18 protein-coding genes are annotated in these 24,078 nt (G+C 46.1%); 16 read left to right on the top strand and 2 right to left on the bottom strand.

Annotation, left to right across the window (positions count from 1 at the left end; genetic code table 11):
• Positions 1-331 precede the first annotated feature (331 nt).
• The 13 genes from DXD92_RS10280 (at position 332) to DXD92_RS10220 (ending at position 11,945) form a co-directional block, all read left to right on the top strand.
• Complete coding sequence (locus tag DXD92_RS10280) at positions 332-892, top strand: histidine phosphatase family protein (RefSeq protein ID WP_117805117.1); 561 nt, start codon at positions 332-334, stop codon at positions 890-892.
• Positions 889-1,383 carry an AAA family ATPase gene (locus DXD92_RS10275; RefSeq protein WP_117510549.1) on the top strand — a complete coding sequence of 165 codons (495 nt, stop codon included), beginning with the start codon at positions 889-891 and terminating at the stop codon, positions 1,381-1,383. The genes DXD92_RS10280 and DXD92_RS10275 overlap by 4 nt, the downstream gene beginning before the upstream one ends.
• Positions 1,384-1,410: 27 nt before the next feature.
• Positions 1,411-1,851, top strand: a complete 441-nt coding sequence (locus tag DXD92_RS10270; RefSeq protein ID WP_117510551.1) for a GNAT family N-acetyltransferase — start codon at positions 1,411-1,413, stop codon at positions 1,849-1,851.
• 25 nt (positions 1,852-1,876) lie between these two features.
• Positions 1,877-2,401, top strand: coding sequence for a GNAT family N-acetyltransferase (locus DXD92_RS10265; RefSeq protein ID WP_055225836.1), 525 nt, complete (start codon positions 1,877-1,879; stop codon positions 2,399-2,401).
• Between the two features lie 277 nt (positions 2,402-2,678).
• Entirely contained in the window at positions 2,679-3,167 is a 489-nt protein-coding gene (locus DXD92_RS10260; RefSeq protein WP_117510553.1) for a hypothetical protein, read from the top strand.
• A 419-nt stretch (positions 3,168-3,586) separates the two neighbouring features.
• Positions 3,587-5,551: an ABC-F family ATP-binding cassette domain-containing protein gene (locus DXD92_RS10255; protein ID WP_118640507.1), complete on the top strand. Its 1,965-nt coding sequence runs from the start codon at positions 3,587-3,589 to the stop codon at positions 5,549-5,551.
• Positions 5,552-6,011: 460 nt separating this feature from the next.
• Positions 6,012-7,013 carry a calcium/sodium antiporter gene (locus tag DXD92_RS10250; protein WP_117510557.1) on the top strand — a complete coding sequence of 334 codons (1,002 nt, stop codon included), beginning with the start codon at positions 6,012-6,014 and terminating at the stop codon, positions 7,011-7,013.
• Between the two features lie 12 nt (positions 7,014-7,025).
• Entirely contained in the window at positions 7,026-7,715 is a 690-nt protein-coding gene (locus DXD92_RS10245; protein ID WP_118640506.1) for a TMEM165/GDT1 family protein, read from the top strand.
• A gap of 463 nt (positions 7,716-8,178) precedes the next feature.
• Entirely contained in the window at positions 8,179-9,765 is a 1,587-nt protein-coding gene (locus DXD92_RS10240) for an AAA family ATPase (protein ID WP_117761360.1), read from the top strand.
• 38 nt (positions 9,766-9,803) lie between these two features.
• Complete coding sequence (locus tag DXD92_RS10235; RefSeq protein ID WP_118595646.1) at positions 9,804-10,286, top strand: prolyl-tRNA synthetase associated domain-containing protein; 483 nt, start codon at positions 9,804-9,806, stop codon at positions 10,284-10,286.
• Positions 10,255-10,746, top strand: a complete 492-nt coding sequence (locus DXD92_RS10230; protein WP_330426809.1) for a hypothetical protein — start codon at positions 10,255-10,257, stop codon at positions 10,744-10,746. Before DXD92_RS10235 ends, DXD92_RS10230 begins: the two co-directional genes overlap by 32 nt.
• 85 nt (positions 10,747-10,831) lie before the next feature.
• Positions 10,832-11,596, top strand: coding sequence for a nucleoside phosphorylase (locus DXD92_RS10225; protein WP_118640505.1), 765 nt, complete (start codon positions 10,832-10,834; stop codon positions 11,594-11,596).
• A gap of 109 nt (positions 11,597-11,705) precedes the next feature.
• The gene (locus DXD92_RS10220) at positions 11,706-11,945 is read left to right on the top strand and encodes a GNAT family N-acetyltransferase (protein ID WP_242991196.1); all 240 of its coding nucleotides are present in this window, start codon (positions 11,706-11,708) and stop codon (positions 11,943-11,945) included.
• A gap of 107 nt (positions 11,946-12,052) precedes the next feature.
• Here DXD92_RS10220 and DXD92_RS10215 read toward each other — a convergent pair whose 3' ends face one another.
• Complete coding sequence (locus DXD92_RS10215; protein WP_118640504.1) at positions 12,053-13,189, bottom strand: glycerate kinase family protein; 1,137 nt, start codon at positions 13,187-13,189, stop codon at positions 12,053-12,055.
• Positions 13,189-14,787 carry an AAA family ATPase gene (locus DXD92_RS10210; RefSeq protein WP_118640503.1) on the bottom strand — a complete coding sequence of 533 codons (1,599 nt, stop codon included), beginning with the start codon at positions 14,785-14,787 and terminating at the stop codon, positions 13,189-13,191. Before DXD92_RS10210 ends, DXD92_RS10215 begins: the two co-directional genes overlap by 1 nt.
• 490 nt (positions 14,788-15,277) lie before the next feature.
• Between DXD92_RS10210 and ileS the strand changes: the two genes are divergently transcribed.
• From ileS to DXD92_RS10195, 3 genes are all read left to right on the top strand, one after another.
• A complete protein-coding gene (gene ileS / locus DXD92_RS10205; protein WP_118595651.1) occupies positions 15,278-18,397 on the top strand; it encodes an isoleucine--tRNA ligase in 3,120 nt (1,039 codons plus the stop codon).
• Between the two features lie 107 nt (positions 18,398-18,504).
• The gene (locus DXD92_RS10200; RefSeq protein ID WP_118640502.1) at positions 18,505-20,967 is read left to right on the top strand and encodes a glycogen/starch/alpha-glucan phosphorylase; all 2,463 of its coding nucleotides are present in this window, start codon (positions 18,505-18,507) and stop codon (positions 20,965-20,967) included.
• Positions 20,968-21,174: 207 nt separating this feature from the next.
• Positions 21,175-24,069: a hypothetical protein gene (locus DXD92_RS10195; protein WP_118640501.1), complete on the top strand. Its 2,895-nt coding sequence runs from the start codon at positions 21,175-21,177 to the stop codon at positions 24,067-24,069.
• The last annotated feature ends 9 nt before the right edge of the window (positions 24,070-24,078 follow it).

Genomic DNA, 24,078 nt, shown 5'->3' with positions numbered 1-24,078 from the left:
TACAGGAGAGAATGCCGCGGATGGAAACGCTGGTGGAACTGTGGGAAGCTTCCGTCCGTGCGACACATCATTTTCATCGTTAATAGGAGCTTCTTTTGCAACAACATCCATTCGTATCAGTTTATCAAGAATATCCACAAGAGCAGGTCCGCTGGAAACATTTGATTGCTGCAATATAATCTTTTCTGGGATAATACTCCGTTTTGCACCATGCTTTTTATCGCTGGGGAACATCAGAAAAAGGATATGGAAAAAAGCCGATGGAGATGTTTTTGATTAAAAAACTTTAGGAATAACAGCAGGGGAGAGTGAAGTGAAAAAAATATTTTTAATGAGGCATTCCATCCCGGAAAAAGGGGATATACCGAATGAGCAGATTCCTCTATCGGAAGAGGGAAAAGCGCTTGCTGTATCAAAAAGAAATATATTTTCAAATGTGGACAGATGCTTTTCTTCACCTTATCGGAGAGCAATGGAAACGGCTGAATTCATCGCAGATCACCCGGTCATTGTGAAGGAGCTGCATGAAAGAACGATCGGGGATGCCAGGGAGGATTTCTGGCTGAAACAGTATGAAGATCACGATTTTCGCAATCCGGGCGGGGAATCGTTAAATCAAGTGAAGGTGCGGATGAAAACCGCGATCGATTCTATCGTCGGACAGATGGAAGAAGGAGAAACAGCACTCGTGGTTTCTCATGCGACGGCGATCTGTGCATATTTGCTTTCTTACTGTGAAATTGAAGTGAAAGATGCGGAAAACAAAGTAAGAAAAATATCCTTCCATGGAAAAGAAATCCTGAATGGCAGATTTCAGCCGGCAGATGGATTTGAAATCCTTTTTGAAAACGATATTTTTTCGGACATTCGTGTTATGGGGAGAGAAAAATGAAAACATTATATTTGATCGGCGGAACGATGGGCGTTGGCAAGACGACGGTAAGTCAGCAGCTGAAAAAAGATCTGGCGAACAGCGTTTTTCTTGACGGCGACTGGTGCTGGGACGCCGATCCGTTTCAGGTGACGGATGAGACGAAAGAGATGGTGATGGACAACATCTGTTATCTGCTGAATAACTTTCTGCATTGCAGCGCTTATGAAAACGTTATTTTCTGCTGGGTGATGCATGAGCAGAGTATTGTTGATGAAATCGTCAGTAAGCTGGACACGGAAGAATGCAGAGTGATTAAAATTTCGCTGATCGTGGATGAAGCAAATTTGCGGAAGCGGTTATTATCCGACATCGCAAATAAGATTCGTACGGAAGAGATTATGGACAAAAGCATTGCACGAATTCAGATGTATCAGGTACTTGATACGGTAAAAATTGATACGAGTAATAAGAGTGTCTGTGAAATTACAGAGGAAATTGCAGCACTTTAAGATCAAAAAACAAGGAGCCAAACCAAAATGACCGAACGAATCATAGACAATGAACTCCGGCTGATCCCATATTACAGGAATGACGAGGCCTCTCTTCCGTGGTATCAGGATCTGGACGTGTGTAGGCAGGTGGACAACCGGGAGAAGCCGTATGATGTGGAGCTGTTGCATCGGATGTATGATTATCTTACCGCGCACGGTGACTGCTATTATATAGAATATAAGGGCGTGCTGGTGGGAGATGTTTCGCTGAGAGAGAATAGTGAAATCGCTGTCGTTGTCTGTAAAGAATACCAGAATCAGCATATTGGAAGACGGTGCGTTCTGGAGATGCTGAAGCTTGCAAGAGAAAAGGGAATGGAGCGGGTAAAAGCCAATATTTATTCTTTTAATGGACAAAGCCAGCGCATGTTCCAGTCGGTCGGATTTGAGAAAACGGCGGAGGAATGGTATGAGTCTAAGCTGTAAGTGATTGCAGAGAAAGAGAGAAGAAATGAACATAAAATACAATCAGCTGTGCATTAGAAATGCCGAAAAGAAAGATTGTGAACAATTAGCCGTCTGGTGGAACGATGGAACCGTCATGGCCCACGCCGGATTTCCAAACGGGCTTGGGACAAGCGCAGCGGAAATTGAAAAACAGATTGCCGACGACAGCGATGAAACAAGACGAAGACTCATCATAGAATACAACGATGTGCGAATCGGCGAAATGAGTTTCTATGTATTCGAAAATCATCGATATGAAATCGGAATCAAAATCTGCGAATCCGATTACCAGGAAAAAGGCATTGGAAGAGTTGTACTGAGCATGCTCATAGAAGAATTGTTCCGCATGGGAGCCAACGTTATTTTTCTTGATACCAACCTCAAAAACACAAGAGCACAGCATGTCTACGAGAAACTCGGCTTCCGCAAAACCGCAGTCCATTACAATTCCTGGAAAAATCAGCTGGGGGAAATGGAATCTTCTGTCGACTATGAGCTGACGGCGGATGAGTTTTGCAATCTGAAATAGAAATTGTAAAATAAATGAGGGACGAGTGTAAAGAAAGTTCGATGGGAGAAAGAAGTATGGTATCTTTGACATTGTCTAAAAAAGAAATGGGTTTTCACTGGGTAAGGTTTATGCCTGACAGGACTTGCTCGTTTCTTTTTTTGCTTTATAAACGATTATAATTTATCCATTGCGGCAGTGTTAATGTAAAAACAGCAAGTCCTCTTGACAATGTGATTAGCCTGAACTAACATGAAGCTATAAGAAACATAAACGGTAGTCTGAGGAGGAATGTGAGATGCTGTTGTTGCAAAACATATTATACTGTCTTCTGTTTATTCTGATGGTAAAGTGTCTGGTAAGAAATGATGGAATGAACTGTGTTTATTTTTATCCAAAGGAATATATAGAAGAAGCCGATAAACGTGGACTGATCGACAAAGATGCGGTCATGAAAAAAGGAAAGCAGGTTATGATTCCATTTTGCATCATTTTGTTCGTGGTGCTGATCGCGATCATTTTTGTCTGGAATAAAGTCACCGATTTCAAGACGGCATATCTCCAATCCTACCTCTTCCTTGTGGTGATGAACTGGTTCGACGGAATTATGCTTGACCGGGTGTGGGTTGGACACAGTAAAATATGGGAGATCAAAGGAATGGAAGGGATTCCGTACATAAAACCATGGAAAACCGTGCTGACAAAACGAGGCCTGGCGACGATTCTGTATCTGATCATTGCACTTGTGACAGCTGGGATTGTAGTGCTGGTTGGGAAAATCTGTTAAGAGACAGCATTGAAAAAAAGAGAAGAATATTATATACTACTCATGAGTAGTATTTTTGCGTAAGGGACTTTCGGAATATATAGGAAGTTAAATATCTCTGTTTTACTGGAGCAAATCAGTAAAACAGAGATATTTTTATGCCGCAGGCGTACCAAATTTGATTCGAAAAATTTTTGGCATTGAGAACGAAGGGCGGAGACGGTATAATGGAAGCAGAATTTTAACATCAGTAGACAAGAAGTCCCCCGCTTCTAAAGCGGTGGGATGAATTGTTAAAAGAAACATAACAGCAGTGGCGGGCGGAGAGAAATCGGTATCCTCCACTGACATGAGGTAAGTCACAGTCGAACTATTTTCGACATGTCAGACTCCGTGAAAATACCGACTGTGAGGTTCACACAACAGAAAAGGTATAAAACATGAGATATCAGATCAGAAATGCAAAAGTACAGTTTGGCGCGGATACGATTTTAAACAGTGTGAATTTCGAAATTCACGATACAGAAAAAATTGCAATTGTCGGTAGAAACGGCTGTGGAAAAACGACGCTGCTGCGGCTGATTGCCGGGGATATTGAGATGAGTAATCTGGACAGCGACGAGACCTGCGGGATTACGATGAGCGGAAAACAGAACATCGGTTTTCTGCGCCAGATTAATTTTACCGATGGAGATGTGCCGGTAAAAGAGGAGCTGGAGAAGGCTTTCTCAGAAGTCTTTGCGTGCGAGGCACGAAAAAAGGAAATCGAAAAGCTGCTCGCCGAGACGGAAGATCACAAAAAGCTGCTGGCGGAGTACGATTTTCTGGAGCGGAGAATCGAGAGTCTGCACGGGTACAGCTGGAAAAAAGATATGGAAACGATGTTCCAGAAATTTGGTTTTGCGCTCGAAGATCTGGAAAAACCGATCGGTGAATTTTCGGGCGGACAGCAGACAAAAATTGCCCTAATTCAGCTCCTCTTACAGCGCCCGGACATCCTGCTTCTGGACGAGCCGACCAACCACCTCGACATCGCTGCAGTGGAGTGGTTGGAAAATTATCTGAAAAGCTACGAAAATGCCGTTATCATTGTATCACATGACCGCATGTTTCTGGACCGCGTGATTGATGTGACGTATGAAATCGAATACGGTGACATCAAACGGTATCCGGGAAATTATTCGGCATTTGTGAAACAAAAAGAAGAAGCACAGATCAAACAGGAAAAAGACTATGAAGCGCAGCAGAAGGAAATCGAGCGTCTGACGGCGTGGATTGAAAAATGGAAAAACACACCGACAAAAGTTGCGGCCACCCGTTCGAAACGAATGGCGATCGAGCACATGGTAAAAATTGAGAAACCGCGGCGGTTTGACACGAGGACATTCCACGCCTTATTCCATCCGGTACGCGAAAGCTATACGGATGTGCTCACGATGAAGAAACTGAAAATCGGATACGATACCGTCCTGAGCGAGGTTTCGGCCGTCATCAAAAAAGCAGAACGGATTGTGATCATCGGAGAAAACGGAAAAGGAAAATCGACGCTTCTGAAAACCGTTGTGGGCGAAATCAATCCACTGGGCGGAAGTTATCAATTTGGAAACCGCGTGGATTTTGCCTACTTCGATCAGCACAAAGCAGTCAACCAGAAATTCGACCCGGAGCAGACGGTGCTCGACTATTTCTGGAGTCTTTATCCGAACCTGCTTCGCAACGATGTCCGAAGCGCACTGGGAGCCTTTCTGTTTTCCGGTGAGGATGTCGAAAAGAAAATGGGGCAGCTCTCCGGCGGTGAAAAAGTGCGGCTGGAGCTCTGCCGGATTTTCTATACGAAACCGAATTTCCTGATCCTGGACGAGCCGACGAATCACATGGATCTGGCGGGAAAAGAAGCGCTGGAAAAAATGCTGACCAGCTACGAGGGAACCGTTTTGTTCGTATCGCACGACCGTTATTTCATCAACCAGGTGGCAACCGGTATTCTGGAGTTCGGCGAGAGCGACGTACAATTTTACGAAATGAATTATGCACAGTATCTCGAAGAAATCAAACGGCAGACGCCGGGCAGAGAAACGGGAAATGCGGGAGGAGCTGTACGAAAACCGGCCGACGTTCCGACGCTGGATGATGTGTTTGACAAAAAGAAATATTATAACCCGGGAAAAATTCTGTCCCGCTTAAAACGGCAGCTCGAAAAATACGAGGAGCAGCTTGCGGAGAGTGAGAGCAGAATGTCAGAACTTCAACTGGAAATGATGGACCCGGAACTTTCCGCAGATTACGAACGGCTGATGGAGCTTCAGACGAAAATAGACGAAGAAAATCAGACACAGGAATCCCTGCTGGAACGCATGATGGAAACGGAACTGGAACTCGAAGAGATGGAAACACAGGACGAATAGAGAGGTGAGTACCATAGAAAAGATAGATCAGTCTAAAAATGGACTATCATGAAAATGAAGTTTTTCTCGTTTTAGGATATTCGGTTTGTTATATTTTGTAAAGTATTCTGCACCCATGACTGGTATGCATTCGTAAGCGGGGCTGAAATCTTTCGGATAAAAAAGTCAAATTTTGTTGACAACCCCGAAGACATTTGATAGTATTTATCAAGTAATGTAATATTCCATGAGGGAGTAGTTAGCACGAATGTGTGATTTGTCAACATTCTGATTATAAGAAAAGAGTATAATCTGGCAAATCTTAAATAATGAGACTCATGTATATCGATGAATCACCGGTGTATCGCATATCGGATGTTCCTTGATATACATGAGTCTTTTTTTGCGGATAATGAGTAAAACCTGCTTCTGTTAACGATACTATTTTGGAATATATGCTTGGAAAACAAAGGAGGAAAACATGGAAAATTTCATCAACAACGCCCCGTTTGCTCTTGTGCTTGTCTGTCTCGTCATCGGTTTTGTCCTGCTGATCAAAGGTGCGGACTTTTTCGTAGAAGGAAGCTCAAGCGCAGCAAAGAGACTGCACGTTCCGTCGATCATCATCGGACTGACCATTGTTGCCATGGGAACATCACTTCCGGAGACCGCGGTCAGTGTATCAGCTTCACTTACCGGCAACAACGAGCTTGCCGTCAGTAATGTCATTGGTTCCAATATCTTTAACCTGATGGTTGTCATCGGTGTCTGTGCCGTACTGACTACTGTAGAAGTTGCAAAGGAAACCATCAAAAGAGACATCCCGCTGTCCCTGATCTGCGCCGGACTTTTAATGGTTTTGGGGATTAGCGGACTCGGCGATAAATCCGGTATGATGCTCGGTCACCTGGACGGCGTGATCTTAATTGGTTTTTTCGCAGGCTATATTGTCTACATGGTTCAGATTGCGTTAAAGGCAAACAGGGAAGGAAAAAAAGTCGAAATTGAAGGCGGTTCCGATGAGGATATCAAACTGCTTTCCGTTCCGAAGAGTATCGTGTTCATCGTCGGCGGAGCAGTCGCCATTGCAGTCGGCGGAGATGTGACCGTAGATGCCGCAGCGAGAATCGCAGGCGATCTCGGAATGAGCCAGACTCTGATCGGATTGACCATTGTTTCCATCGGAACTTCCCTTCCGGAACTCGTAACTTCTATCGTTGCTGCGAGAAAGAATGAAGTTGATATGGCACTTGGCAACGCGATCGGTTCTAATATCTTCAACATTCTTATGGTACTTGGCATTGCATCCGCAATCAGCCCGATGGCCATCATTACGGAAAATATAATTGATTTGTGTGTATTGATCGTATTCACGGTATGTGTATGGATTTTTGCAGGAACCAAAAAGAAAATCGGAAGAGTCGAAGGTTTCTGTATGGTCGCATTTTATGCCGCATATGCCATTTATATCATTATAAGATAAGGGGAATGGAAAATGGTGTTATTTCTAAAGGTGTTTCTTACCGAGTTCATCGCAGAGATGGGCGATAAGACGCAGCTCATGCTGATTGCGCTTACTTCGAAGTACAAGCTGAAAGACATTATCCTGGGAACCGCAGCCGCGATTCTGGTACTGAATGGAATGGCGGTTCTCGCAGGCGGCCTCGTCAGCGAATTCATTCCGGACTGGCTGATTAAGACGATTGCAGCACTCGCATTTCTTTACTTCGCAGCATCCACCATTTCCGGTGATGATGACGAGGAAGAGGAAGAAGGCGGCAAATCCAAAATTCGGTTCGCACCGCTCGCCGTTTTCTGTACGTTCTTCGTAGCAGAGCTCGGAGACAAAACACAGCTTACCGCAATCACCTTTGGTGCAAATGAAGGTATGGGATCCGCATTCGTTGTATGGATCGGATGTTCTCTCGGACTGTTCGCAGCGGATATTCTCGGAATGCTGGTCGGCTATCTCTTAAAGAGCAAGACACCGGATGGGCTGCTGAATACACTGGCGTTTGTCATCTTTTCAATTTTCGGTGTATACACACTTTACCAGGGACTGAAACTGATCAGCGCAGGCGTCTGTCCACTGCCGGTATGGCCGGTACTGATCGCTGCAACGGCTGTTTTTGTTGTTGTATGTGTCTGTCTTTTTGTGAAAAGAGAGAAGAAAAAAGCAAAATAAAAACTGCGCACCGCATACTCATGATTTTGATGAGAAATGCGGCGCGTATTTTTTATGCGGCAAAATGAAAGTTTACCATTGAAGCATTTATAGGGTATAATATTTTGTAACTATTCAGAGTCCCATCTCGCCATATGAAATTCCAGAAAAATAGCTCATTCATGTAAACATGATTCGCGATTTTTCTTCCATTTCGCATGGCTCTGAATAGTTACAATATTTTCAAATCATTATTTACGAGGATGAAGGATAATAACATGTCTGATTTTAGTATCAACGAAATGCAGGAAATGCAGAAAGCGGGAAAAATGCGGACTGAAAAACAGAAGACCGGAATTGTATGGGATTCTCACAGGAGGACGAAAGTGAAAAACCGGAAGCTGCGTGGGAAAATCCTGTCCTTGTGATAGTCAGAGGGATCAAGTATAATGAGTCATATAAAATGTTGACGGGAGGGATTTACATGGGAAGTTATCTGAATCCGGGAAATGAAGCATTTGCGGTTGCATTAAATTCTGAGATTTATGTTGATAAAACAGGACTGCTGACTTATACGAATAAAGTCATGAACACTCTGCAGGGATATATCTGCAACAGCCGCCCGCGGCGGTTTGGAAAATCAATTACGGCAAATATGCTCACCGCGTATTACAGCAAGGGCTGCAGTTCGAAAGAAATGTTTTCCGGGCTGGAAATCAGCAGGGCAAAGGATTTTGAAAAACATCTGAATCAGTATGATGTGCTCCACTGGGATATCCAATGGTGTATGGAACCGGCAGGCGGACCGGAGCGGATTGTTTCTTATATCTCAGAAAAAACGATTTCGGAGTTAAAAGAATATTATCCCCATATACTTCCAGAAGAAATCCGGTCACTGCCGGAGGCGCTGTCGCGGATCAACGCGGCATCCGGGACAAAATTTATTGTGATTATAGACGAATGGGATGTTCTGATTCGTGACGAGGCGGCGGATCTCAAAACACAGGAAGAATATATCAATTTTCTGCGGGCGATGTTCAAAGGGACGGAGCCGACAAAATATATTCAACTGGCATATCTGACAGGTATTTTGCCTGTAAAAAAAGAAAAGACACAGTCGGCGCTGAACAATTTCAAAGATTATTCGATGCTGCATGCCGGGCCGATTGCACCATATGTAGGTTTTACAGAAACAGAAGTTCAAAAACTATGTGAAGTATATGGTCAGAAGTTTGAAGAAGTCAAACGATGGTACGACGGTTATCAGATTGGGAAATATCATGTATACAATCCAAATGCCGTTGTGAACCTGATGCTCGAAGGCGAATTCCAGAGCTACTGGTCCGGAACCGCATCCTATGAGGCGATTGTTCCGCTGATCAATATGGATTTTGATGGCCTGAAAAGTGCCGTAATCGAAATGCTTTCAGGAGATCATGTTCCGGTTGATGTTACCTCTTTTCAGAACGATACCGTTAGCTTCGCCAATAAAGACGATGTGCTGACGTATCTGATTCACCTTGGATATCTGGCCTATGACCGGACATTTAGAACTGCTTTTATTCCGAATGAGGAAATCCGTCAGGAATTGATTCTGGCAACGAAAAGGAAAAAATGGAATGAGTTGATTGTATTTCAAAAAGAATCAGAGCAGCTTCTGAAAGATACAATTCAGATGAATGGAAACGCAGTAGCAAAAGAAATTGAAAAAATTCACAGGGAATATACTTCTGTGATTCAGTATAACAATGAAAACTCACTCAGCAGTGTTCTGTCCATTGCCTATTTGAGTTCCATGCAATACTATTTCAAACCAATCCGCGAATTTCCCGCGGGTCGTGGATTTGCAGACTTTGTGTTTATTCCAAAGCCGGAGTTTCAGAATTATTACCCGGCGCTTGTTGTGGAACTGAAATGGGACAAAAGCGTCAGAGCAGCATTAGATCAGATCAGAGACAGAAAATATCCGGAGTCTGTTGCATGCTATGCAGGGGAGCTTTTGCTGGTGGGAATTAACTACAATGAAAAAACAAAAGAACATGAATGCCGGATTGAAAAGTATGAAAAATAAGGGCATATTTCAATTTCAGTTTACAGAGATAAAAGAGTATGGATAAGATAGAGATATATCATTATTTAAAAAGGCAAAATATAGCGTATGAAATTACGGAACATAAGGCAGTTTTCAATATGGAAGAAGCAGATGCTGTTGATTTGCCATATCCAGAGTGGGGCGCTAAAAATTTATTTGTTCGCGACGATAAAAAACGTAATTATTATTTGATAACGATGAAAGGGAACAAGCGAGTAGATTTGAAAGCGTTTCGCAGGCAACGTGGTCTGCGTGCACTTTCTTTTGCATCTGCGGAGGAATTATTTGATATTATGAAACTGATACCCGGTGCCGTTACGCCGCTTGGTATTCTAAACGATGCCGAACACAGAGTTCAAGTCTTCATGGACGTGGAATTTGTCGGAAATAAAATTGGTGTTCATCCAAATGATAATACAGCAACCGTTTGGATGCAGGCTGATGATTTAATGAAAATAATTCAGAAGCATGGAAATACTGTGGAATACGCATGTATATAATCGAAAGGTATTGCTGAAAAGTCTGAAAAAAGAAAAGTTCACAAACAAAAATGGTTCTTATTCTGCACTAAATATATTTACCGAGTATTCCATGACAGATCCCGGTGATCTGGCGGAATATTTTGGCTTCACAGAGCAGGAGATATCTGCCCTCTGTGAAAAATATGAGATGAGTTTTGAAGAAGCAAAAACGTGGTACGATGGTTATCAGTTGATTACGCATCGGCAGACTGGAGACGAAATTTATTCCATGTATAGCCCGAAATCTGTGGTAGAAGCCATGCTGCGCCACAAATTCGGAACCTATTGGAACCAGACGGAAACGTATGAGGCCTTAAAAATTTATATTCAAATGGATATGGATGGCCTGAAAGATTCTGTGGTTCGAATGCTTGCCGGTATCAATTATAATAAAAAAACGAAGAAACATGAATGTGTTATTGAAGTAATGCAAAAATAAAAACGGAAGTCTCATGTCTGCGCAGTAAGGGTGGTGGATATGGGACTTTTTGGTAAAGATAAATAAAATTTATGGAGGAAACAGAATGATTATTGATTCTTATGATATCAACAGCGAGCCGATTGTAAAGCTGGAGAATTTTTATGGGGAGAAGCAGCATCTGGTAAAAAAATGTATGGTAATTTTTTCAAAAGTAATATATGAATACATGCTTGAAAAATTCCCATGCCGACAGATTGCAGAAGTAAGAGCATGCAATGGAAATATACCGGTTTGGACTCTGCCATATGAGGAAGAAACGATTGCTTTCTACCTGACACCAATTGGTTCCGCTCTTGCAGCCGGAATGATTGCCGAAGTCAATCATTTAACAGGAGCATCCGTCTTTATCATGTTTGGCTCGTGCGGCAGTCTGGACAAAGAAGCAACCGATGGAAAGTTTATTCTCCCAACGGAGGCATACCGGGGAGAAGGACTGTCCTATTATTTTGCAGAACCGCAGGACTACATAAAAATAAAAAACACGGACAAACTGGCGGAATTTTTCAAAGAAAGGAAACTGCCATACGTTCAGGGGCGCGTATGGACGACAGACAGTATGCTTCGGGAAACGGTAAATCTTGTAAGAAAACGAAAAGAAGAAGGATGCATTGCCGTGGAAATGGAACTCGCAGGCGTTCAGGCGATCAGTGATTTTTATGGATTTGAACTGTATGATTTTCTTGTTGCGGGAGATGTGCTGATCGAAGGAAACTATGAAACGGATGGATTATCTGCCGCTAACCACGATCTGGACAAGCTGTTTCTGGCGCTGCAGATAGCAAAAAACATGAGGATAGAGGGACGGTAAAATGAAATATAAAGAAAACATAATTTTGAAAAATGGGCAGGATTGCATAATACGAAATGTTCTGTATGAAGATGGGTCGAGATGTCGGATTTGTATGTAGTAACACATAGTGAGTCCGATTATCGGAACCGAAATCTGTAAACTATACGTAGATCCATGTCTGCAGAACAACGGGGTCGGCCACGCGCTGATTACCTTTGTAATTGAAAAGTTTGACGCAGACCATCTATGGGCATTGGAGAAAAATACGCGTGCCATTGCGTTTTACAACCGCCACGGATTTCGGTGGGCAGGAACGAAACAGCTGGAAGCAGGAACGACAGAATATCTGCTGGAATTAAGACGATGAGAGCGCGGCGTGCTTTCTGTCCTTCCTGCAAAAATTAAAGCAGGAGAAAACGGTCTTGTGTTTTAACCGAATCAAGCAAGTAGCGAAGCGGATTGCGAATATCCGCTTTACTGAAGCAAAAATAGCCGAAAAGCCTGTTCTACCGTATCGGCCATATTTTCTGCCGCATTTTTCACATCCATAGCTTCTTCGAGTGAAACGACGCTCCGCATAATAGGGAAAAAGGCATCAATTCCGGCGGCGTTGCATGTGGATGCATCTTTTGTAACACAGCCTGAGAACGCAAGGACAGGTTTGCCGTATTCTTTTGACAGTTTTGCAACTCCAATCGGCGCTTTTCCCATCACGGTTTGCCCATCGAGCTGTCCCTCACCGGTGATGACAAGATCAGCGTCTCTCACATCATCACGAAGTCGGGTTTCATCCAGTATGATCTGAATGCCGGGTTCCAGTGAAGCAGAAAGAAACGTCTGAAAAGCAAATCCAAGTCCGCCCGCAGCACCCGTTCCGGGAAATTCCGCGTCAACGTTCAGGAATGTTTTCCGGCAGAGCGCGGCGTAGGAGGCAAGCAATGTGTCCATACGTTTGATCATGACAGCATCCGCGCCCTTCTGCGGTCCGAAAACGGCGCTGCAGCCGTTGGAACCGCAGAGCGGATTCGTTACATCGCAGGCAATACGGAAGGTGCATTCCGAAAGTTCCGGCAGAACGTGATCTGCCGTAATCGCGGTAAGAGATTCCAGTCCGACAGCACCAAAAGGAACCTGTTTTCCTTCTGCATCGAGCAGTCCGAAACCGAGTGCCTGTAGCATACCAATACCGCCGTCATTTGTGGCACTTCCGCCGATTCCAATGATAAAGCGGTGGCAGCCATTGCGGATGGCATCGCAGATAACCTCACCGACACCGTACGTTGTGGTGTACAGCGGATTTTTCTCATCGCCGTGTACCTGCGTAATACCGGCAGCCCCCGACATCTCGATAATGGCGGTCTGCGTCCGGTCGATGATGCCATACGGGCAGATAACCTGCTTTCCGGCAGGACCGGTCACCGAAACGGAGACAAGCCGTCCGCCAAGACCTTCGGTCAGTGCCTGAACGGTACCTTCACCGCCATCGGCAAGCGGGCGCACAACCGTCTCCACCTTCGGATCGACACGATAAATCCCGGTGGCGGCCGCTGTTCCAGCCTGCAGAGAGGAAAGGCTTCCTTTAAAAGAATCAATTGCAATCACAACTTTCATCATTTTTCTCCTGATTTCAAATATTTTTCAATCCGACACTCATGCACCTTCGTCTTCTTATCATAATTAACACCAACCAGCAGAATATCCCCTGTATAAGATGCAATGGAAGCCGGGTAATGCTGTCTTTTAATCTGATCCAGTGCCGTTTTCGCATTCTTGTTCCATTTCAGTTCTACTACAAGCGCCGGAAAATCGTATCGGTATTCCGGCTTTGGCAGAAAGACAAAATCGGAAAAACCGCGCCCGGTCGGAAGTTCACGAGTGGGTTTGAAGTAATATTGCATCGTACTTAAATAAGCAATCGTGAGGACACAACTGAGCGAATTTTCATTATGATACTGAATCACGGAAGTATATTCCTCATGGACCTTTTCAATTCCGGCAGCGACAGCATTTTCATCCATATCGAGCGTAGCATCTAAAAGATCCGCAGATTCCTGCTGGAAAGCGAAAAGTTCATTCCAATGATTGGAAGTCACCGCAGTCAGAAACTCCCGGCGGATTTCTTCGTTGGGAATATATGCCATCTGTGTCTGCTGATTGTAGGCAAGATAGCCCAAATGAATCAGCAGCGTCAGAACATCATCTTTATTTACAAAGCTGACCATGTCATTTTTAAAAGAGGTAACCATGACAGGAACTGCGGCGCCGGAGAGCATCTCCAGAATTGCTGTTTTCAATCCGTCAAAATCCATATTGATAAAAGGAACCATCGAGTCGTATGTGCTCGTCTCCGACCAATAGCTTTGGAATGTCCCATCCAGAAGCAGACTTGTTACCGCGTTTGGATTGTATACATGGTAATTTCCAAGCAGATAGCCGTCGTACCATCGTCTGACTTCCTCAAAATTTTGTCCGTATTTCTGACAGAGAGCGGAAACTTCATCTTCTGTGAATCCAATATAGGAAGCCAGCGGGCCTGGATTCAGCATGGAATACTGATGAAAATTATTTAAGGCAGACTGCGTTTTCAATTTTTTGATCGGAAGAATACCCGTGAGAAACGCAAGCTGGATATATTTCGTCGGTTCCGTCCCTTTGAACATTCCACGAAGAAAATTAATGTAATCATCCTGAATTTTCTGGTTGGAGGCCTCATCACGAATCAGGACATCCCATTCATCAATAATAATCACAAATTTCTGTCCGGTCGCCTCTTTGATCCGGGACAGAGCGTCGGGAACGGTGGAAACTTCCGGCGGAAGCTGATCTGCATAGATGGTACGCAGCTCGGCCAGTGTACATTCTGTAATGTAGGCCACAATCTGTTCCGGATCGCTGACATTCGAAAGAAACCACTGGATGTCCAGATGAATCACATCGTACTGGTTCAGATGCTTCTCAAAGTCTGCCGTCTGGCTGATCGCAAGGCCAGAAAACATCTTTCTGGAATCACAGCCCTTGCTGTAATAGGCCGCCAGCATATTTGCAGCAAATGATTTTCCAAACCGCCGCGGGCGGCTGTTGCAGATATAGCCCTGCATGGTGTCCAGAACTTTGTTGGTATACGATAAAAGTCCTGTTTTGTCCACATAGATTTCGGAATTGAGAGCAACCTGAAATGCACTGTTGTCCGGATTCACAAATCTTCCCATGATTTCACTTCCCTTCCGTTTTTTGATTATACCCCGATTTTACCATTCCCCCATCCAAATAGCAACGCACACCCCCGAAAATCCCGTAAAATCGCGGAAAAGAACCGATAAAATATGCTTTCCACTCTTGACAACGCTTACAGCCCCTAGTTATAATAAGGCATGAAAAACGATGACGAAGACAGTAGTCTGCGCGTGAACGGTCTGTGGAAAGCGAGCCGGGGATGGTGGGAGTCCGGTACAAGTAGCGGCAGGTGAACATCACTTCCAAGTTGCAGTTCTGAATCTGCGTACCCGGCGCATAAAATATAGAAAGCCGGAGAGCAGTGGTAAGAAGTTGCCGGCCGTTCCCCGTTACAGGAAATGCATATGATAGTATGTAACAGGTGGTTACGATAAGTACAGCTTTCGTCCTATTACAGGGCGGGAGCTTTTTCTTATTTTACGCGAACAAATAAAACGAGAAACTTAAGTTTCAGGAGGTACAAGCATGTACAAGAAAGTTTCAACCGACATGAACTTTGTCGAGAGAGAAAAACAGGTTGAGAAGTTCTGGGAAGACAATCAGATCTTCGAGAAAAGTATGAAAGTGCGTGAAGGAAATCCGTCCTACGTATTCTATGACGGACCGCCGACCGCAAACGGAAAACCGCACATCGGCCACGTAGAGACCCGTGTTATCAAGGATATGATTCCGAGATACCGTACTATGAAAGGCTATCAGGTACCGAGAAAAGCAGGCTGGGATACCCACGGACTGCCGGTAGAGCTGGAAGTTGAGAAAAAGCTCGGTCTGGACGGAAAAGACCAGATCGAAAAATACGGCGTAGAGCCATTTATCGAGCAGTGTAAAGAAAGCGTATGGAAATACGAGGGAATGTGGGAAGACTTCTCCCATACCGTTGGCTTCTGGGCTGATATGAAAAACCCATACGTTACGTACCATAACGACTACATCGAGTCCGAGTGGTGGGCATTAAAAGAGATCTGGAAGAAAGGTCTTCTGTACGAAGGACACAAAATCGTTCCTTACTGCCCGCGCTGCGGTACCCCGCTTTCTTCCCACGAAGTAGCACAGGGATACAAAGATGTCAAAGAACGTTCTGCCGTTGTCCGCTTTAAAGTAAAAGGCGAGGACGCATACATCCTGGCATGGACCACCACACCGTGGACCCTTCCGTCCAACGTTGCACTCTGCGTCAACCCGGATGAGGATTACGTAAAAGTAACAAGCAAAGGATATACCTATTATATGGCAGCCGCTCTGGTAGATACCGTTCTTGGAGAAGGCGCCGAGGTTCTGGAGCATTATCAGGGCAAAGATCTCGAGTTCAAAGAGTACGAGCCGCTGTTCCCGTACGCTGAGAAGAGAATCGGAAACAAAAAAGCATACTATGTAGTCTGCGATACCTACGTAACACTGACCGATGGTACCGGTGTTGTTCATATCGCTCCTGCATTCGGTGAGGACGACTCCAAGGTCGGCCACAGATACGATCTTCCATTCGTACAGTTAGTAAACGAAAAAGGTGAGATGACAGAGGAAACTCCGTGGGCAGGCACTTTCTGTAAGAAAGCAGATATGGCCGTTCTGCAGGCACTCGAGGACAAGGATCTTCTGTTTGATGCGCCGCTGTTCGAGCACAGCTACCCGCACTGCTGGAGATGCGATACTCCGCTGATCTACTACGCACGTGAGACCTGGTTCATCCGCATGACTGCAGTAAAAGAGGATCTGATCCGCAACAACAACACCATCAACTGGATTCCGGAGAGCATCGGAAAAGGACGCTTCGGTGACTGGCTGGAAAACGTTCAGGACTGGGGACTTTCCAGAAACCGTTACTGGGGAACTCCGCTTCCGGTATGGCAGTGTGAATGCGGCCATCAGGACTGCATCGGCAGCATCGAAGAGCTGAAAGAAAAAGCCGACAACTGCCCGGATGACATCGAGCTTCATCGCCCATACATCGACGCAGTGACCATTAAGTGCCCGAAATGCGGTAAAGAGATGCACCGTGTACCGGAGGTTATCGACTGCTGGTTCGATTCCGGATCCATGCCGTTCGCACAGCATCACTATCCATTCGAGAACAAAGAAACCTTCGAGAAACAGTTCCCGGCACAGTTTATTTCCGAGGCTGTAGACCAGACACGTGGATGGTTCTACTCCCTGCTTGCAATTTCCACTCTGCTGTTCAACAAAGCACCATACGAAAACGTTATCGTTCTTGGTCTGGTACAGGATGAGAACGGACAGAAGATGAGTAAATCCAAAGGAAATGCGGTAGATCCGTTTGACGCACTGCAGACCTACGGTGCCGATGCGATCCGCTGGTACTTCTACACCAGCAGCGCTCCGTGGCTGCCGAGCCGTTTCGCAGGCAAGACGGTCGTGGAAGGACAGAGAAAGTTCATGGGAACCCTGTGGAACACCTACGCGTTCTTTGTTCTGTATGCAAACATCGACAACTTCGATGCAACAAAATACAGTCTGGAGTATGACAAGCTGGCTGTTATGGATAAATGGCTGCTGTCCCGTCTGGAATCCACTGTAAAAGCAGTAGACGACAACCTGGCAAATTACCGTATCCCGGAGGCAGCAAAAGCACTGCAGTCCTTCGTGGATGATATGAGTAACTGGTATGTACGCCGCTCCCGTGAGCGTTTCTGGGCAAAAGGCATGGAGCAGGATAAGATCAATGCTTATATGACTCTGTACACCGCACTTGTAACTGTTGCAAAAGCAGCAGCGCCGATGATTCCGTTCATGACCGAGGACATCTATCAGAACCTCGTAAAGAGCATCGATGCAAGTGCACCGGAAAGTATCCACCTGTGTGACTTCCCGGAGGTACATGAGAACTGGATCGATCCGAAGATGGAAGAGGATATGGCCGACCTGCTGGAGATCGTCGTTATGGGACGTGCCGCAAGAAACACCGCCAATATCAAGAACCGTCAGCCGATCGGAACGATGTATGTGAAGAGCGAGTTCCAGCTTTCCGAATTCTACAAAGAGATCATCGAGGACGAGCTGAATGTCAAAGAAGTTGTATTCAAAGATGACATCGCAGATTTCATCAGCTACAGCTTCAAACCGCAGATGCGTACCGTAGGACCAAAATACGGAAAACTCCTGAACAAGATCAAAACCGTACTGTCCGAGCTCGATGGAAACAAGGCAATGGCAGAGCTGAAGAGCACCGGCGAACTTAAACTTGACATCGATGGACAGGAAATTGTATTATTAGAGGAGGATTTGCTGATCGACATGGCACAGATGGAAGGCTATGTTTCCGAATCCGACCATACAATCACTGTTGTTCTGGATACCAATCTGACTCCGGAACTGATCGAAGAAGGCTTCGTACGTGAGCTGGTAAGCAAAATCCAGACTATGCGTAAAGAGGCAGGCTTTGAGGTTATGGACAAGATCCGTGTATACGCAAAAGACAACGATAAGATTGTAGACATCATGAAAAACCATGGTGATGAAATTAAATCTGAAGTTCTGGCAGAAGATATCGTGACCGGAGAGACAAAGGGCTATGAGAAGGAGTGGAATATCAACTCCGAAAAGGTTACCATGGCAGTAGAACGTATCTAAGATTATTTTTGGATGTGTTTTCACGACGATCATTAATATGAAATTGGCCTGCGAGCGGGGAGAAAAACAAGCTCTCCGCTCGCAGACTGCTATTAAGGAGGACGCAGATGTTAAACGCCGAGTTCAAAAAAGAAACTTTTAAGAACAGTGTGAAAGAAAATGTAAAAATGCTGTACAGAAAGAACCTGGAAGATGCTTCCCAGCAGGAAATTTATCAGGCAGTCTGCTATGCAGTAAAAGATGTTATTATTGATAACTGGCTGAAAACCCAGAAGGCAATGGAAGAACAGGATCCGAAGATTCTGTACTATATGTCCATGGAATTCCTGATGGGCCGTGCACTTGGAAATAACCTGATCAACCTGACTGCATATAAACAGGTACAGGAAGCTCTCGAGGAAATGGGACTGAACCTGAACCTTCTGGAGGATCAGGAGAGAGATCCGGCTCTTGGAAACGGCGGTCTTGGCCGTCTGGCAGCATGCTTTCTGGATTCTCTGGCTACTCTTGGATATCCGGCGTACGGCTGCGGTATCCGTTACAAGTACGGTATGTTCAAACAGCAGATCCGCGACGGTTATCAGGTAGAAGTACCGGATAACTGGCTGAAAAACGGCTATCCATTCGAGCTGAAACGTCCGGAGTATGCAAAAGAGGTAAAATTCGGCGGATATGTGGCGCAGGAGTACGATGAGGCTACCGGACGCGTAAACTTTGTGCAGAAGGATTACCAGTCTGTCAATGCAATTCCTTACGACATGCCGATCGTAGGATATGACAACGACGTTGTAAATACTCTGACTATCTGGGATGCAGAGGCTATTCAGGACTTCTCATTGGATTCCTTCGACAAGGGTGATTACCACAAAGCTGTTGAGCAGGAAAACCTTGCAAAGACCATCGTAGAGGTTCTGTATCCGAACGATAACCATTACGAAGGAAAAGAGCTGCGTCTGAAACAGCAGTATTTCTTTATTTCTGCAAGCGTACAGAGAGCAGTTGCAAAATATAAAAAACAGCACGATGATATTACGAAGCTGTATGAGAAGGTTACCTTCCAGCTGAATGATACCCACCCGACCGTAGCTGTTCCGGAGCTGATGCGAATTCTGATGGATGTGGAAGGCCTTGGCTGGGATGAGGCATGGGAGATTACGACAAAGACCTGTGCATACACGAACCATACGATTATGGCAGAGGCACTTGAAAAATGGCCGGTTGACCTGTTCTCCAGACTTCTTCCGCGTATCTATCAGATCGTAGAAGAGATCAACCGCCGCTTCCTGATCCAGGTAAGAGAGCAGTACCCGGGTGATGAAGAGAAAGTCCGCCAGATGGCAGTCATCTACGACGGACAGGTTCATATGGCCCGTCTGGCTATCGTAGGCGGCTATTCTGTCAACGGTGTTGCACAGCTTCATACCGAGATTCTGAAAAAACAGACCTTAAAAGACTTCTACGAGATGACTCCGGAGAAGTTCAACAATAAGACGAATGGTATCACACAGCGTCGTTTCCTGCTTCACGGAAACCCGCTCCTGGCTGACTGGGTAACCGAGTACGCCGGAGACGGCTGGATCACCGATCTGCCGAAGATCGAAAAGATCGCTAAGCTGGCAGATGACACCCAGGCACAGAAGGAATTTATGGAAATCAAATATAAAAATAAAGTCCGCCTGGCAAAATACATCAAAGAGCATAACGGTATCGATGTAGACCCGAACTCCATTTTCGATGTTCAGGTAAAACGTCTGCATGAGTACAAACGTCAGTTTATGAACATTCTGCACATCATGTATCTGTATGACCGCCTGAAAAAGAACCCGGATATGCCGTTCTACCCGAGAACCTTCATCTTCGGAGCAAAAGCATCCGCAGGTTATGAGCGTGCAAAAGCGATCATCAAACTGATCAATTCCGTTGGTGATGTGGTAAACAACGATCCGACCATCAAAGGAAAGATCAAAGTCGTATTTATCGAGGATTATCGTGTCAGCAACGCAGAGCTGATCTTTGCCGCTGCTGATGTTTCCGAGCAGATTTCCACCGCAAGTAAAGAGGCTTCCGGTACCGGTAACATGAAGTTCATGCTGAACGGTGCCCTGACTCTTGGAACCATGGACGGTGCAAACGTAGAGATCGTTGAGGAAGTTGGAAAAGAGAACGCCTTCATCTTCGGACTTTCCGCAGATCAGGTTATCGAATATGAGAACAACTACACCTACGATCCGATGAGCTACTTCATCCACGATCAGGACATCCACAACGTAGTGATGGATCTGATCAGCGGAAGATACTCAAACGGCGACACCATGATGTTCCGTGATCTGTATGACTCCCTGCTCACACCGAAGAATGCTCCGCGCCCGGATATGTACTTTACCCTGGCAGACTTCAAGTCCTATGCGGCAGCACAGGAGCGTGTTGAGGATAAATACAGAAATACTTCTGCATGGGCAAGAAGCGCGATCCTGAATACCGCACACAGCGGCAAATTCACATCCGACCGTACTATCCAGCAGTATGTAGATGATATCTGGCATCTGGACAAGATTACTGTCAGAAAGTAATCGGAATCAAATATAAGTAGTTAGGGGACACCTGCTTTTCCGGGAAAAACCGGAGGGGCGGGTGTTCTTTTTTTAATGCCCGCTGGAAGGATTTGCATCCCGAAAAATGCCTGCAAAACAGGCATTCTTTTGACATTCTACGGGGAGTGTGGTACACTGTTCGTGTCTATGAACTAAAACAATCTGAAATGTATTGAGGTGAAAAGATTGGATAAAGCTGAATATCAAAGCCGGCTGGAAGAGCTGAACAGTCTGGTAAAAAAAGAGGACTATGAGGGGGCACTTGCAGTTGTAGAAGCCGTTGACTGGCGGCGTGTCAAGAGTCTGCGCACGCTCGGCATGGTAGCGGATGTCTATGAGGCGAACAAACGATATCCGGAGGCGAAGAAGATTCTGCTGATGGCGTATGACCGTTCCTCCATCGGAAAGGGCATTCTGTACCGCCTGGTAGAGGTCTCCGTAAAAATGAAAGACTTTGATGAGGCGATTGACTTTTACAACGAGTTTGAAGCAGTCGCACGTCACGATAATTCCCGGTATCTGCTGAAATACAAGATTTTAAGAGGACAGAAAGCGCCGCTTGAGGAGCAGATTTCCCTTCTGGAGGAATACAAAGAGCGGGAATTTACCGAGAGATGGGCATATGAACTGGCAAACCTTTACAGCAAAGCCGGAGAGACGCAGAAATGCATCGATGCCTGTGATGAGCTGATCCTGTGGTTCAGCGAGGGCAAATATGTGACAAAGGCAATGGATCTGAAAATGAAGTACGAGCCGCTGTCACCGTCCCAGCAGATCAAATACGAGCATCGTTTTGACTACAAAAAGAATGAAGAGCCGTCCGAGGATCCGGAAGCACTTAAAGTGCGGTTAGCCGGAGAGAGCGGAGCCGGTGAAATGGCTGCGACGAAAGAGCCGGCAGAGACGCCGGAAGTAAAACCGGTAAACGGCGGTGTGATGAGCCAGTATGTGGCCGGTGAAGAAGAAAAAGAAGCCGGTTCGCCGTACGAAGCATATGAGAAAACACAGCAGGCCGAGGCAGATGCAGAGCAGGTGCAGGAGTACGAAGCACTGCAGCAGACAGAGGAGCCGATCGAGGAGATTCCGGAAGAGCAGGCGTATGCAGACAGCACGCCGACGTACCTTGGAAATACGATCGATCTTCACGCAGAGCTTGCAAAGAGCATCCGCGATGTCTTCTCCTTCCGCGGAAAGAAACAGGAAGAGACGGCAGTCGAGGAAGAGACAAGCGAAGAGCCGGTACAGTACGAAGTAAAAGATCTGGAGCCGGAGCAGCTTGATGTAAACGTAGAGGTATCCCCGGATGCCAACACGACGATCAAGACAAGACCGCAGCCAAAACCGAAGGAAAAAGCCGAGCCGGTAATGCCGAAAGCACCGAAGCCGGAGAAGAAATACGAAGAGCCGGACCTCGAAGCACTGTTCCAGGAGACCGCAGCAAACCTGTCGGAGGAAGTTGCGGAGGAAGAAGCAGAAGAGCCGGCTGAGCAGGTAGCAGAAGCCGAAACCGCAGAGCAGCCGATGGATCCGGAGTCCGAGGCAGAGGCACGGGAAGCGGCTGAGGAGCCGCAGGCGGAAGCTGAGCCGGAAGAAGCAGCAGAACCGGCAGATGAAGCGGAAACCGAAGAGATCACAGAACCGGCGGATGAGGCTGAAACCGAAGAAGCTGCAGAGCCGATGGATGAAGCTGAGATCGAAGAGATTATAGAACCGGCAGCCGAGGCTGAAATCGAAGAAGCAGAAGTTACAGAACCAGCAGTGGAAGCTGAAACAGAAGCAGCCGAGAAGGCTCAGGCGGAAGCCGAAATTGAGGAAACCGTAGAACCGGCGGAGACGCCGTCCATGGATGCAACGGTTGTCATCCCGGATCTGAAACCGGCAGAGGAGACACGGCCGACCATCGATTTTAGTGAGCTTCAGGCAGCGCTGAACGCAGAAGTGCAGGAAGCTGAAAAAGCATCGGAAATCGAACTGCCGGACGAGCCGGAAACTGCGGAAGCAGAACCTGCTGATGAGCCGGAAAGCGAAACAGAGCCGGAAACCCCGGCCGAGACTGAGCCAGCCGATCCGTTTGAGCCGGCAGGAACCCAGCCGATCGAGATTACCCCGGAGGAAATCGAAATCGAAGTTCCGACCGAGCCAAAGCGTGAGCGCGTATCCGATGCGACGATCAACATGAGCATCGAAAAAACAACGGATGCCACCGTTCAGCTGATCCGCGACAACATTCCGGAAGGAACTGTTGCGAAATCGATTGAAGAGGTGCTCCGCGAGGAGACGCCGGAGGAGGCAAGACTCCGCATCCTGAACGACACCCAGCCGGATAAGCTGAGTGATGAGCAGAAAGCGCTGTTTACTTACTTTGCGAAAGTTCCAGGCATGGATATCCAGATTCTGGATGCAATGCATGGTGTTTATCATTACGCAGGCGACCGTACTTCCCGTCATGGAAACATTGCCATTATGGGCGGATACGGTACTGGAAAAACGAAGCTGTCGGAGGATCTCGTCCGTGCAATCTGTGCTGACTTAAAACTTCCGGCAACGAAGATGGCCCGTCTGGATGCATCTGTTCTGAACAAAAAGGACTGTGCGCAGATTGTTTCAAAGCTGGCGGGAGGTTTCCTCCTGATCGAGCGTGCCGGTCTGATGTACCCGGAGACGATCGAGAAGCTGTCGCAGGCAATGGATTTCCGTACAGACAGTCTGGTTCTGATCATCGAGGATGAGAAGGTCAGCATGAGAGGTCTTCTGCGGAATTACCCTGATTTTGCGAAGAAGTTTGAGACGGTCATTTCGATTCCTGTTTTCACGAACGACGAGCTGGTTACGTTTGCCCGCACGTATGCGCGTGAGAATGGATACAAGATGGACGAGATGGGTGTGCTTGCTCTGTATACACAGATTGGCAACAATCAGAAGGAGGGCGAGCCGATGACGATTTCACAGGTCAAAGATATGGTGGATCGTGCCATCGCCCATGCAGAAAAGGGAACCCGTAAATTCGGAAGACGCATGTCCAGAAAGCATACCGATGCGGACGACCGCGTGATTCTTTACGAGAAAGACTTTGAGTTCTAAATACATGGA

The organism is Blautia sp. TM10-2, assembly GCF_003480845.1.
Lineage (GTDB): Bacteria > Bacillota > Clostridia > Lachnospirales > Lachnospiraceae > Fusicatenibacter > Fusicatenibacter saccharivorans.
This window is presented reverse-complemented; position numbering and strand designations above follow the sequence as displayed.